The organism is Azospirillum sp. (assembly GCF_050789165.1).
Genome location: NZ_JBOZRT010000123.1, coordinates 37,782 through 51,409, shown reverse-complemented (window position 1 = coordinate 51,409; position 13,628 = coordinate 37,782). Strand labels below are relative to the sequence as shown.

Below are 13,628 nucleotides of genomic sequence, written 5' to 3'. Positions count from 1 at the left end.
GGCGCTGACGACGGCGCAGCTCCGCGGGCTGACCGCCTCCCAGATCCGCGCCCTCGGCACCGCCGACGTCGGGGAGCTGAGCGCCACCCAGGTCGGCGCGCTGACCACCGCGCAGATCGCGTCCCTGGGCACGGTGGGGGCCGGGGCGCTGAGCACCGCCCAGCTCGCGGCGCTGTCCTCCAGCCAGATCCGGGCGCTGTCGTCGGGCGCCGTGTCGGCGCTGGGCACCGCCCAGGTGGGGGCGTTGACCTCGGCGCAGATCGGCGGCCTGACGGCGGCGCAGATGCGTGCCCTGTCCGCCACCGCCGTCGGCCAGTTGAGCGCCACCGGCATCGGCGCGCTGTCGGTCACCCAACTCGGCGCGCTGACGGCGACCGTGGTGTCGGCGCTGTCCGCCACGCAGGTGGCGGCGCTGACCACCGCGCAGGTCCGCGGGTTGAGTGCGGCCCAGATCCGCGGAATGAGCAGCGCCGACATCGCGGAGCTGAGCGCCACTCAGGTCGGCGCGTTGAGCACCGCGCAGGTCGCCGCGTTGTCCACGGCGCAGCTCGGCGCGCTTGACGGCACGCGCGTGGGCGCCCTGTCGACCGCGCAGGTCGCGGCGCTCAGCTCGGCCGTGCTGTCGGGGCTGACGGCGACGCAGGTGGCGGGCCTGACCACCGCGCAGGTCGGCGCGCTGCGCACCACGCAGGTGCGCGGCCTGACCGGCGCCGACATGGCCGAGCTGAGCGCCACCCAGGTCGGCGCGCTGTCGGCCACCCAGCTCGGTGCGCTGACGGCGACCGCGGTGTCGGCGCTGTCCGCCACGCAGGTGGCGGCGCTGACGACGGCGCAGCTCCGCGGACTGACGACCACGCAGATCCGCGGCCTGAACACCGCCGACGTGGCCGAACTGTCCGACACGCAGATCGCCGCGCTGTCGGCCACGCAGCTGGGCGCGCTGTCCGTGACGGCGGTGTCCGGGCTGAACGCCACCCAGGTCGGGACGCTGACGACGGCGCAGATCCGCGGTCTGACCACCGCCCAGATCAGCGCCATGAACACCACGGACATGGCGGAGCTGAGCGCCACTCAGGTCGGTGCGTTGAGCACGGCGCAGCTCGCGGCCGTGAATCCGGTGAACGTCGCCGGGCTGACCACGGCGCAGCTCGCCGTGCTGTCGGCCACCCAGGTGGGTGCCCTGTCGGCGACCGCCATCCGGTGGCTGACGAGCGCCCAGATCGGCGCGCTGGGCACCGCCCAGATCCGTGGCCTGACCGCGTCGCAGATCCGCGGTCTTGGCACCGTCGACGTCGCGGAGCTGAGCGCCACGCAAGTCGGCGCGCTGACGACCGCCCAGGTCAAGGCGCTGACGGCGACCGGCGTCTCCGGCCTGAGCAGCGCGCAGGTGGCGGCGCTCGGCACCGGCCAGCTGGCCGCGTTGACGGCGCAGCAGCTCGCCGGTTTGACGACCGCGCGCCTCACCGAGCTGAGCACGTCCCAGGTCGGGGCGCTGTCCGCCGTCCAGCTCGGCGGGTTGTCGGCGACCGCCCTGTCCGCGCTGACCGCCACCCAGGTGGCGGCGTTGAGCACGGCGCAGATTCGCGGTCTGACCACCGCGCAGATCCGCACGCTTGGCACCTCCGACTTCGCGGAGCTGAGCGCCACCCAGATCGCCGCGTTGAGCGCGGCGCAGGTCGGGGCGCTGTCGGGCACCAACGTCGGCGCCCTCGGCACGGCGCAGGTCGCGCTTCTGAGCGCCACCCAGCTTGGGGCGCTGTCCACCGCCGCCGTCTCCGTGCTGAGCACCGCCCAGCTCAGCGCCCTGACCACCGCGCAGATCGCCGGCTTCAAGGCCGCGCAGATCCCCAGCCTGTCCACGAACGGCATCGCCGCGCTGACCGCGACGCAGGCCAGTTCCTTCTCGCTCGCGCAGGTGCGGGCCATGACCGCCGCGCAGGTCGCCGTCTGGCTCGCGCGCCTGTAGCACCGCGCGCTGCGCCATTAATGATCTCTTGACCAATATTCCACTACCGTTCCGCGGCGGGTAATAGGCCCGCGGCCGACATGCAGAGGTGGTGCGGATGTTCTACGAGTTGGCAGCCTCGTCCTGGGGACCGGAAGAAGTCGAGGCGATGCAGCGGGTCATCGCGTCGGGCCAGTTCACGATGGGTGCCGAGGTCGCGGCCTTCGAGCGCGAGTTCGCCGCCTATTTCGGCATGAAGCACGGCATCATGGTGAACTCCGGCTCCTCGGCCAACCTGGTCGGGGTGGCGGCGCTCGCCTACAAGAAGGACCGGCCGCTGCAGCGCGGTGACGAGGTCATCGTCCCGGCGATCTCCTGGGCCACCACCTACCACCCCCTCCAGCAATACGGGCTGAAGCTGCGCTTCGTCGACGTCGAGCTGGACACGCTCAACATGGACGTCTCGAAGCTGGAGCAGGCGCTGACGCCGAAGACGCGGGCCATCGTGCCGGTGTCGATCCTCGGCAATCCGGCCGGGCTGGACGTCATCCGCGCCTTCGCCGACGCGCACGGCCTGTACGTCCTGGAAGACAACTGCGAATCCATGGACGCCGAGCTGGGCGGGAAGAAGACCGGCACCTTCGGCGACCTGAACACCTTCAGCTTCTTCTTCTCGCACCACATCTCGACGATGGAAGGCGGGATGATCCTGGCCGACGACCTGGAGCTGGCGCACCTCTGCCGCTCCATGCGCGCGCACGGCTGGACCCGCGACCTGCCGCCCGACACGCCGCTGTACGAGCGCCGCTCGTCGGATCATTTCGAGGCGTACCGCTTCATCCTGCCCGGCTACAACGTCCGCCCGCTGGAGCTTGAGGCCGCGGTGGGGCGCCAGCAGCTCAAGAAGCTGCCCGCCATGACCGCGGCGCGCCGGAAGAACCTCAAGCTGTTCCAGGAGCTGTTCGCCGGCGACGAGCGCTTCATCATCCAGCGCGAGAACGGCACGTCCTCGTCCTTCAGCTTCACCATCATCCTCAACCCGGCCCGCAACCCGGACCGCGAGAAGGTCTTCGCCGCGCTGAAGGGCGCTGACATCGGCTTCCGCATCATCACCGGCGGCTGCTTCCTGCGCCACGACGTGCTGAAGCACTACGACTACGACACCGTGGGGCCCATCGAGAACGCGTACCTCGCGCACGACCTGGGCTTCTTCGTCGGCAACCACCCGCACGACCTCACGGCGCAGATCACGCGCCTGCGCGAGGTCCTCGACACCACCTGCCGCTGAGGGGCACCGCCATGACTGCGACGATGAACATCCTGGTCACCGGCGGCGCCGGCTATCTCGGCTCCATCATGGTGCCGGCGCTGCTGGATGCCGGCCACACGGTGACTGTGCTCGACAACTTCATGTTCAAGCAGAACCCGCTGGCGCACGTCTGCGCGCACCCGAACTTCGACGTGGTGCGCGGCGACTGCCGTGACGAGGCGACGCTGGCGCCGCTCATCAAGACCGCCGACGTGGTGATCCCGCTGGCGGCCCTGGTCGGCGCGCCGCTGTGCGACATCGACAAGACCGCGGCTGCCACCACCAACCGCGACGCGGTGCTGACGCTGATCCGCCTGCTGTCGAAGGACCAGCGCCTGATGATGCCGGTCACCAACTCCGGCTACGGCGTCGGCGAGAAGGGCAAGTTCTGCACCGAGGAGACGCCGCTGCGTCCCATCTCGCTGTACGGCCGCACCAAGGTGGAGGCCGAGGCGGCGGTGCTGGAGCGCGGCAATGCCATCTCCTTCCGCCTCGCCACCGTGTTCGGCATGGCGCCGCGCATGCGCATCGACCTGCTGGTCAACGACTTCGTCTACCGTGCCGTGTTCGACCGCGCGGTCATCCTGTTCGAGCCGCACTTCAAGCGGAACTACATCCACATCCGCGACGTGGCGCGCGCCTTCATCCACGGCCTCGACAACTTCGAGACCATGAAGGACCGGCCCTACAACGTCGGCCTGTCGGACGCGAACATCTCCAAGTGGGAGCTGTGCGAGAAGATCCGCGAGCACCTGCCGAAGTTCGTCTTCGTCGAATCGCCGATCGGCGAGGACCCGGACAAGCGCGACTACATCGTCTCCAACGAGCGGATCGAGGGCACCGGCTACAAGCCCGCCTTCTCGCTGGACGACGGCATAGCTGAGCTGATCAAGGGCTATCGGATGATCCGCAACGCCGTGCACGGCAACGTCTAGGACCACGGCCATGACCGACCAGCAGCCTCTCGACCTCCTTCTCATCACCCCCGGCGGCCGCGACGCCATCTACCAGGAGCTGGGCGAGGAGCTGACGGCGGTGGAGCCGCCGCTGTGGGCCGGCCTGATCGCCACCTACTGCCGCCTGAAGGACCACCGCGTCGCCATCATCGACAGCGAGGCGGAGCGCTGGGGGCCGGAGACGGTGGCGAAGCGGGTCGCCGAGCTGAAGCCGCGGCTGGTCGGCATGATCGTCTACGGGCACCAGCCCTCCGCCTCCACCCAGATGATGACCGCGGCCGGCCCGGCCTGCCGCGCCATCAAGGCGGAGGCGCCGGAGGTGCCGGTGATCATCGTCGGCGGCCATGTCGCAGCGCTTCCCGAGCGCACGTTGCGCGAGGAGGCGGTGGACTTCGCCTGCACCGGCGAGGGGCCGGTAACGGTGGAGACGCTGGTTCGCGCGCTGGCCTCCGACGCGCCGGACCTGTCGCAGGTGCCGGGCATCGTCTATTGGGAGGGCGGAGAGGTGCGCCGCACGCTCTCCGCCCCGCTGATCGAGGACCTGGACCACGACCTGCCGGGCTCGTCGTGGGACCTGCTGCCGATGGACCGCTACCGCGCGCATAACTGGCAGTGCTTCGGCGACCTGGGGGCGCGCAAGCCGTACGCGTCGATCTACACGACGCTGGGCTGCCCGTACAAATGCAGCTTCTGCTGCATCAACGCGCCCTTCGGCAAGAACGGCTACCGCTTCCGCAGCCCGGAGGCGGTGCTGAAGGAAATCGACATCCTGATCGAGCAGTACGGGGTGCGCACCTTCAAGATCGTCGACGAGATGTTCGTGCTGAACGAGAAGCACGTCACCGCGATCTGCGAAGGGCTGATCCCGCGCAACGAGAAGCTGGGTGGTGCCCTGAACCTCTGGGCCTACGCCCGCGTCGACACGGTGAAGCCGGCGATGCTGGACATGCTGCGCCGCGCCGGCTTCCGCTGGCTGGCGCTGGGCATCGAGTCCGGCTCCAAGCACGTGCGCGACGGCGCCAAGAAGGCGCTGAAGAGCGAGGACATCGTCGGCATCGTCCGCGCCATCCAGGAAGCCGGCATCAACGTCATCGGCAACTACATCTTCGGCCTGCCCGACGACGACGCGCAGTCGATGCGCGAGACGCTGGACCTCGCCAAGGAACTGAACTGCGAGTTCGCCAACTTCTACTCGGCCATGGCCTACCCCGGCTCGCCGCTCTACAACACCGCGGTGGAGAAGGGCTGGGAGCTGCCGGACGCCTGGAGCGGCTTCTCGCAGCACAGCTACGACTGCAAGCCGCTGGCGACCGAGAAGGCGACGGCGGCCGAGGTGCTGGCGTTCCGCGACGCCGCCTTCAACGAATATTTCACCAATCCGCGGTACCTGAAGATGGTCGACCAGCGCTTCGGCGCCTCGACCAGCGTCCACATCCGGCAGATGACGCGCCATTCGCTGCGCCGCAAGCTGCTGGAACCGGTGGACGCTCCGGCGTAACCCGGGGGAAAGGACCGGCGGTGCAGCCCAAAGAGGCCCTGAGCAACATCGACGTCGCAGTGCTGGCCGGCGGCCTCGGCACCCGCATCCGCGGCGTCCTCGGCGACACGCCCAAGGTGCTCGCCCCCATCGCCGGCCGGGCCTTCCTCGGCCACCTGCTGGATTACCTGGCGCAGTTCGGCACGCAACGCGTGGTGCTGTGCCTGGGCCACCTCGCCGACCGCGTCACCGCGTGGCTGGCGCAGGGCGGCCACAGCCTGGACGTGGTCTGCGAGATCGAGCCGCGGCCGCTCGGCACCGCCGGGGCCATCCGCTTCGTGCGCGACGAGCTGACCACCGACCTGGTCATGGTGATGAACGGCGACACCTTCCTGGACGCCGACCTGCGCGCCTTCGTCGCGTCGCACCGGCTCTCCGGGGCCGAGGCCTCCGTGCTGTGCGTCGAGGTGGACGACGCGTCGCGCTACGGCCGCGTCGACATCGGCGCCGACGGCCGCGTCATCCGCTTCGCCGAGAAGGCGCCGGGCCGCGGCACCGTCAACGCCGGCGTCTACCTGTTCTCGGCCGCCTTCCTCGACCGCCTCGCCGCGTCCGACGCGGTGTCGCTGGAACGCGACGTGCTGGAAACGCTGCCGCCCGGCACGCTGCACGCGGTCGTGGTGCACGGCCGCTTCATCGACATCGGCACCCCCGACAGCTTGGCGCGCGCGCCGGACGTCATCGCGGGAGAGGGCAAATGATCATCAGCCGAACCCCCTTCCGCGTGTCGCTGTTCGGCGGCGGCACCGACTTCCCGCAATGGTACCGCAAGCATGGCGGCGCGGTGATCGGCGGCGCCATCGACAAGTACTGCTACATCAACGTCCGTCCGCTGCCGCCCTTTTTCGAGCACAAGCACCGCATCGTCTATTCCGCCATCGAGCTGGTGAAGGAGATCGGCGAGATCCGCCACCCTTCGGTGCGCGCCGTGCTGAGCGAGATGGGAATCACCGAGGGGCTGGAGATCCACCACGACGGCGACCTGCCGGCGCGCTCGGGCCTGGGGTCCAGCTCGTCGTTCACGGTCGGGCTGCTCAACGCGCTGTACGCCTACCGCGGCCACATGGCGACCAAGCGCGAGCTGGCTGAGACCGCGATCCACATCGAGCAGAACGTGATCGGCGAGAGCGTCGGCTCGCAGGACCAGGTGTGGGCGGCGTACGGCGGGCTGAACCGCATCGACTTCCGCACCGACGGCGGCATCGACGTCAACCCGCTGATCATCACGCCGGAGCGCCGCGCCGAGCTGGAGGACAGCCTGACGCTGTACTTCACCGGGTTCTCGCGCATCGCCTCGGACATCGAGAAGGACAAGATCCAGAACCTCAGCCAGCGCAAGACGCAGCTGCACACGCTGCGCGCCATGGTGGACGAGGCGGCGGCGATCCTGGGCTCCCCCACCCAGCCGCTCGACCAGCTCGGCCAGCTGCTGAACGAGGGCTGGATGCTGAAGCGCGAGCTATCCCCCGCGGTGTCCAACGGCAAGATCGACGAGCTGTACGAGGCGGCGATGTCGGCCGGCGCGCTGGGCGGCAAGCTGCTGGGAGCGGGCGGCGGCGGCTTCCTGCTGGTCTACGCCCCGCCTGCGGCGCAAGCCCGCGTGCGCGAGCGGCTGAAGAACCTGATCGCCGTGAACTTCCGCTTCGACGGCGGGTCGAAGATCGTGGTGTACGAGCCGTAAGGCTGCCTCAAAACCCTCCCCCGCCTCCGGCGGGGGAGGGCTCGATACACCTACTCCGGCCGGGCCTCCGGCGTGATTTCCGGCACCTTTCCCTCGCCGCGCACGAACCCGTTGAACATATCCTCGATCACCTGACGGCCGACGTCGCGGGTGATGAAGACGATCTTCGAACGCCGGTCGTCGGTCGGCCACGCGTCCAGCCGCACCGGCGGGTGGAACATGTGCTGCACGCCGTGCACGACGATGGGCAGCTCGCTCTCCGGCACGTTCAGCATGCCCTTGATGCGCAGCAGGTCGGGGCCGCGCGCCGTGATCAGCGCCTCCATGAAATCGACGAAGCGGTCCCAGGGAATCGGCTGCTCCTCGACCATGCAGAAGGCGCGGATGTGGTCGTCGTGGCGGTTCGCGTCGTGGTGGTGGTCGTGCCCATGATCGTGGTCATGCCCGCAGCCGGGGCCGCAGGCCTCGCCGTGCTCGTGGTCATGGTCGTGATCATGCTCATGCTCATGCTCATGCTCATGGTGATGATGGTGGCCGTGCCCCTCGGCGCGGTAGGCCTCTTCCTTCAGCCAGCGGGCGACGTCCGGGCCCTTGGTGGCGGGGTTGTAGAGGCCGGCGTCGAACAGCTGCGCCGGGTCCACGTCGCCGAACGCCGCGGGGATCACCGGGGCGGCCGGGTTGATCACCGCCAGACGCTTCAGCAGCTCGGCCGTCACCGGCGGGGATGCCGCGTCGGTCTTGGTCAGCACGATGCGGTCGGCGACGGCGGCCTGCTTGACGCTCTCCGGGTTGCGGTCGAGCTGGTCGGAACCGTGCACCGCGTCCACCGTGCTGACGACGCCGTCCAGGCGGAAGCGCGCGGCGAGCAGCGGGTCGCTCATCAGCGTGTGGATGATCGGCGCCGGGTCGGCCAGCCCGGTGGTCTCGACCACCACGCGGTCGTATTCCGGGATCACGCCCTTGACGCGCTTGAGGAACAGGTCGCGCAGCGTGTCCACGAGGTCGCCGCGGATGGTGCAGCACACGCAGCCGCTGTCCATCACCACCATGTTCTCCGACGCCTTGGCGACCAGCAGGTGGTCGAGGCCGACCTCGCCGAACTCGTTGATGACCACGGCGGTGCGCGCCATGCCCGGGTGGTGCAGCAGCTTCTGCAGCAGCGTCGTCTTGCCGCTGCCGAGGAAGCCGGTCAGCACCGAAACGGGGAAACGGGTGGCGGGCGTCATGGCGTCGCTCACGGGGACTTCTCCTGCAAGTCAGGCTTTTGGCAATCGGGACAGGTGCCGCGGACCTCGACGGTCGGGCGGCGGACCTGGAACCCGCGTTCGGAGGCGGCGGTGCGGATGGCGTCGTCGACGCGCGGGTCGTCCAACTCGACCGCATTGCCGCAGGCCTCGCAGACGAGAAACTGGCCGGCGTGCATGGCGCCCGGCTCGGCGCAGCCGATGTAGGCGTTGAGGCTCTCGATGCGGTGCACGAGCCCCTGCTCGACCAGAAACTCCAGGGCGCGGTAGACGGTCAGCGGGGCGGCCGGTTTGCCGTCCCGCTGCGTCAGGTCGTCGAGGATGGCGTAGGCGCCGCGCGGCTGGTGGCTGGACCACACCAGCTCCAGCACCCGGCGCCGCAGGCTGGTCAGCCGGGCGCCGCGCTCGGCGCACAGGGCGTCGGCGCGGGTGAGGGCATCGGCGATGCAGTGGGCGTGGTCGTGCCCGGAAGGTCCGGCGAGGTGCGGCATGACGTTACGATATAACATTCATGCCGGCGGTTGGAAGGTGCGTGGCGCCGGGCCCCCATCCCAGCCTTCCCCCACTTCGCGGGGGAAGGAGATGAAGCCCTCCCCCGCGAAGTGGGGGAGGGTTTGGGTGGGGGCCCGGTGCAGGAACCTATGACCCGATCACCCCACCGCCCGTCTTGGTGATCGCCACCACCGAGGGGCGCGGCGGCGTGCCGGCCTTGAAGTCGGGCCAGCGGGTGGCGGGATCCTCGAAGGTCGAGGTCTTTCCCTTGAAGCCTTCCCACAGGTCCACGCCGTCGGTGGCCGGGTGCTGCACGGCGACGAACAGCGTCTTGTCGTCCGGCGTGAAGCAGGGGCCGCACATTTCGGCGCCCACCGGCACGCGGAAGAACATCTTCGACAGGCCGCGGCGCGGGCCGTCGGTCTCGATCGCCCAGATGCCGTCGGCGGTGCCCGACGCCTTGGCCCAGGCGCCGCCCTGGTCGGTGGCGACCCACAGGCGGCCGTGGTTGTCCGCCGCGAGGTTGTCGGGGCAGGCGAACCAGCCGTTGTCCGTGGTCTCGGCGTGGAACTGGCCGCCCACGGCGGGCGAGCCGCCGCGCACCAGCATCCGCCACTCCGCCTTCGTGGCCGCGTGGTCGCCGCCGATGGCCTCTATCTCGACGATCTGGCCCCACTCGTTGGCGGCGCGCGGGTTGACGGCGTCCACCTGCTCCGGCTTGCGCTTGTCGTTGTTGGTGAGCACGACGTAGACGCGCCCGGTCTTCGGGTTGACCTCGATGTCCTCCGGGCGGTCCATCTTGGTGGCGCCCAGCGCGTCGGACGCGAGGCGGGCGTGCACCAGCACAGTCGCCTGGTCGGGAAAGCCGTTCTCCGCCGTCAGCGGGCCGTGGCCGTGGGCGAGCGGCAGCCAGTCCAACGTGCCGTTGGCGCCGAACTTCGCCACGTACAGCGTGCCCTCGTCGAGCAGGTCCATGTTCGCGGCGCGGTTCTTCGCGTTGAACTTCCTCGATGCCACGAACTTGTAGACGTAGTCGAAGCGCTCGTCGTCGCCGGTGTAGGCGACCACGGTGCCGTCCTTGCCCACCGCCAGCGTGCACGCCTCGTGCTTGAAGCGGCCGAGCGCGGTGCGCTTCTTCGGCGTGGCGTTCGGGTCGTAGGGGTCGATCTCCACCACCCAGCCGAAGCGGTTGGCCTCGTTCGGCTCCTTGTTCACGTCGAAGCGGTCGTGGTGCTGGCCCCAGTTGAAGACGTTGGCCGGGATGCCGTAGCGCTTGAACGCCTTGGCCTGCGGGTGGCCGTCGGCGAGCGTGCCCCAGAAGTAGCTGTTGACGTTCTCCTCGCACGACAGCCAGGTGCCCCACGGCGTCATGCCGCCGGCGCAGTTGTTCAGCATGCCGCGCACCCGCCGGCCGGTCGGGTCGCCGGCGGTCTTCAGCAGCGCGTGGCCGGCGGCCGGACCGCTGATGGCGATCTCCGTCTCGGCGGTGATGCGACGGTTGAACGGCGACGTGGCGTCGTAGGTCCACACCCCCTTGACCTTGCGGATCTCCACCACCGAGCCGCCGTGCGCGGCCATCTCGATGTCGACGAGATCCCTGGTCATCCTGGCGAAGTTGGCCTTGCTCTGCTCGCCGCCGAGGCCGGGGAACATGACCTCCTCGTCGGTGTACTCGTGGTTCACGCAGAGCAGGCCGCGGTCGGCGCTCTTCGATCCGCGCGGCAGCGGCGCGAAGCCGACGAAGTCGTTGTTGTAGCCGAACTGCTGCGCCTGGGCGGCGGCGGTCTGCCTCATCGGGTCGAAGGCCGGCGCGCCGGGCAGGATCGGGTCGCCCCAGCGGATCAGCACGCGGGCGTTGTAGCCCGGCGCCACGTGGTGGGTGGCATCGACGCCGTGCGCGATCTCGGTGAAGGTGAAGGCGGGCTTGTCCTCCGCGGTCGCCATGCTGCTCTGGGCCGCCTCGGCGGGGCGGACGGAGAGCAGCGCCGGGCCGGCCAGGGCGCCGGCCAGCAGGCCGCGCATGACGTCGCGGCGGCCGAAGCGTTCCTCAAGCACGTCCGCCAGCGTCGGGTTGCCGGTCGGATTGCTGCCGATGTCCTCCAGGGCGTCGGCGACCAGGAACTTGCTGCCGCGGGTGTCCATGTGTGCCTCTCCCTCGTTGCTTGGGCGGCACCTTATCGGCGGCGCATGACGCTTTCCTTGCGGACCGGTGACGCCCCGGTTAATTCCCGCGGATCGCCGAGAAGGCGGCCAGCGCGCGCTGGCGCGCCAGCCCGTGGTCGACCACCGGGCGCGGGTAGGTGACGCCCAGCCGCACGCCGGCCGCCGCCAGCACCGGCCCCGGCGCCTGCCACGGCTTGTGGATCCACTCCTCCGGCAGATCGGCCAGTTCGGGCACCCAGTGGCGGACGTAACCGCCGTCGAGGTCGAACTTCTCGCCCTGGGCGACGGGGTTGAAGACGCGGAAGAAGGGGGCGGCGTCGGCGCCGCAGCCGGCGACCCACTGCCAGTTGGCGGGGTTGTTGGCCGGGTCGGCGTCGACCAGCGCCTCGCGGAACCACGCCTCGCCGGCCTGCCAGGGCAGCAGCAGATCCTTCACCAGGAAGGACGCCACCACCATGCGCACCCGGTTGTGCATCCACCCCGTCGCCAGCAGTTGGCGCATGCCGGCATCGACCAGGGGATAGCCGGTGCGGCCGTGCTTCCACGCGGCCAGCAGGTCCGGGTCCTCGCGCCAGGGGAAGGCGGTGAAGCGCCGGTCCAACGGCTTCTCGGCGAGGTCCGGGCACTGCCGCAGCTGGTGCTGGCAGAACTCGCGCCAGCCCAGCTCGCGCAGGAAGGCCTCGATGCCCGGCGCGCGCTCGGGGTGGGCGTCGGCGGCGTGGCGGGCGGCGTGCCAGACCTGCCGCGGGCCGATCTCGCCCCAATGCAGGTGCGGCGACAGCCGCGAGGTGCCGTCCAGGGAGGGGATGTCGCGGTCCGCGGCGTAGCGGGTGACCGGGCCGTCGAGGAAATCGACGAGGCGCTCGCGTGCCGCCGCCTCGCCCGGCGTCCAGCCGTCGTCCACGCCGTCGGCGAGGCTCCAGTCGGCGAGGCGGTCGGAGCGGACGGGGGCGGGCGGGGCGGCCAGCCGCTCCGGTGCGCCCAGCGGGCTGTACGGCTCGGGCAGGGCGCGGCAGGCGCGCCAGAACGGGGTGAAGACGCGGTACGGCTCGCCGGCCTTGGTGCGCACCGCCGCGGGATCGAACAGCAGCGCGGCGTCGTAACCCTCGCCGCGCACGCCGCTGGCCTCCAGTGCGGCGGCGACGCGGCGGTCGGCGTCGTCCTCGGCGGGGTCGGGGCGGCGGTTCCACAGCACGGCGTCCGCGCCGGTCTCGACCGCCAGCTCGGCCAGGACCGCCGATGGCTCGCCACGGCGCAGGACCAGCGGCGATCCCAGCGGGGCGAGGTCGGCGGCGAGCGCCTCCAGGCTGCGGTGCAGCCAGCGGCGGGACGCGGCGCCGGGCAGGGCGTCGTCGAGGACGAACACCGGCACCACCGGGCCGGCCCCGGAGGCGGCGGTGGCGAGGGCGGGGTTGTCGGCGAGGCGCAGGTCGCGGCGGAACCAGACGATGATGGGGCGGCTCATGGGCACCAGGGACAGGATTTTGCTGAACGCTTGTACGTGGGATCCGGCCGGCCGGATCACCGACCGTCAGGAGTCCGGCGAGAGGCGGCTGTGCGGGAAGGCGTGCACCTTGCCGCCGCGGATCAGGTGGACCTGGAACGGCGTGCGCAGCAGGCGCCGCACCGCCGGGTCGAGGACGTTGAGCCCGCCGGCGTAGGCGCCGAAGGCCGGCAGGATCAGCCGGACGCCGTCGCCGGCGAAGCAGCGCTCGCGCACCCGACGGCCGGGCAGCAGAACGGCGGCGGCCGGGTGCAGGTGGCCGGAGACCTCGCCGCGGGCGCCGGGTTCGGCCTCGTGGCGGAAGGTCAGCGGGCCGGTACGGACCTCCGCCGCCACCCGGCCGCCGAGGCCCACCGGCGCCTCGGGGTCGTGGTTGCCGGCGATCCACACCCAGTCCACGGCCGCCACCAGCGCGGCGAGGCGGGCGTGGTCGGCGTCGTGCATGCGCTCGGCCGCGCGGCGGTCGTGGAAGCTGTCGCCCAGGCACAGCACGGTGCGGGGCTTCAGCCGGGCGGTGGCCTCGGCGAGGCGGTCGAGGGTGGCGCGGGTGTCGTAGGGCGGCAGCATCCGCCCGCGCGCCGCGAAGCCGGAGCCCTTCTCCAGGTGCAGGTCGGCAACGGCGAGCAGCCGCTCCTCCGCCCACCACAGGGCGCCGGACGGGTCGGGGACGAGGGGGACGTCGAGGAGGCGGAGCACGCAACACCCTGAGAACCACGACCGTCATCCCCGCGAAGGCGGGGATCCATAATTCCCAAAGCGAACGCCTATGGAACGTATGGATCCCCGCCTTCGCGGGG

11 protein-coding genes are annotated in these 13,628 nt (G+C 70.8%); 6 read left to right on the top strand and 5 right to left on the bottom strand.

All coding sequences use genetic code 11. The features are described 5' to 3' along the window. The 6 genes from ACRWK7_RS26750 to ACRWK7_RS26725 form a co-directional block, all read left to right on the top strand. A partial coding sequence (locus ACRWK7_RS26750) for a beta strand repeat-containing protein (RefSeq protein WP_431859488.1) occupies positions 1–1,966 on the top strand: 1,966 nt, incomplete at its 5' end. A gap of 97 nt (positions 1,967–2,063) precedes the next feature. After that, a complete protein-coding gene (locus ACRWK7_RS26745) occupies positions 2,064–3,233 on the top strand; it encodes a DegT/DnrJ/EryC1/StrS family aminotransferase (protein ID WP_431859486.1) in 1,170 nt (389 codons plus the stop codon). A gap of 11 nt (positions 3,234–3,244) precedes the next feature. Beyond that, entirely contained in the window at positions 3,245–4,189 is a 945-nt protein-coding gene (locus tag ACRWK7_RS26740; protein WP_431859485.1) for an NAD-dependent epimerase/dehydratase family protein, read from the top strand. A 10-nt stretch (positions 4,190–4,199) separates the two neighbouring features. Next, positions 4,200–5,708: a B12-binding domain-containing radical SAM protein gene (locus ACRWK7_RS26735; protein WP_431859483.1), complete on the top strand. Its 1,509-nt coding sequence runs from the start codon at positions 4,200–4,202 to the stop codon at positions 5,706–5,708. Between the two features lie 20 nt (positions 5,709–5,728). Next, positions 5,729–6,448 carry a nucleotidyltransferase family protein gene (locus ACRWK7_RS26730; protein WP_431859481.1) on the top strand — a complete coding sequence of 240 codons (720 nt, stop codon included), beginning with the start codon at positions 5,729–5,731 and terminating at the stop codon, positions 6,446–6,448. After that, positions 6,445–7,428 (top strand): kinase, encoded by a 984-nt coding sequence (locus ACRWK7_RS26725; RefSeq protein ID WP_431859479.1) that lies wholly within the window; start codon positions 6,445–6,447, stop codon positions 7,426–7,428. Before ACRWK7_RS26730 ends, ACRWK7_RS26725 begins: the two co-directional genes overlap by 4 nt. 50 nt (positions 7,429–7,478) lie before the next feature. Here ACRWK7_RS26725 and ACRWK7_RS26720 read toward each other — a convergent pair whose 3' ends face one another. The 5 genes from ACRWK7_RS26720 to pdeM all read right to left on the bottom strand — a co-directional run bounded on the left by ACRWK7_RS26720 (position 7,479) and on the right by pdeM (position 13,527). Continuing rightward, a complete protein-coding gene (locus ACRWK7_RS26720) occupies positions 7,479–8,654 on the bottom strand; it encodes a CobW family GTP-binding protein (protein ID WP_431859490.1) in 1,176 nt (391 codons plus the stop codon). Between the two features lie 8 nt (positions 8,655–8,662). Then, entirely contained in the window at positions 8,663–9,181 is a 519-nt protein-coding gene (locus ACRWK7_RS26715; protein ID WP_431859477.1) for a Fur family transcriptional regulator, read from the bottom strand. A 130-nt stretch (positions 9,182–9,311) separates the two neighbouring features. Continuing rightward, positions 9,312–11,306, bottom strand: coding sequence for a PhoX family protein (locus tag ACRWK7_RS26710; protein WP_431859475.1), 1,995 nt, complete (start codon positions 11,304–11,306; stop codon positions 9,312–9,314). A 79-nt stretch (positions 11,307–11,385) separates the two neighbouring features. Next, positions 11,386–12,792: a cryptochrome/photolyase family protein gene (locus ACRWK7_RS26705; protein WP_431859473.1), complete on the bottom strand. Its 1,407-nt coding sequence runs from the start codon at positions 12,790–12,792 to the stop codon at positions 11,386–11,388. A gap of 66 nt (positions 12,793–12,858) precedes the next feature. Then, the gene (gene pdeM, locus ACRWK7_RS26700) at positions 12,859–13,527 is read right to left on the bottom strand and encodes a ligase-associated DNA damage response endonuclease PdeM (protein WP_431859472.1); all 669 of its coding nucleotides are present in this window, start codon (positions 13,525–13,527) and stop codon (positions 12,859–12,861) included. Between the last annotated feature and the right edge of the window lie 101 nt (positions 13,528–13,628).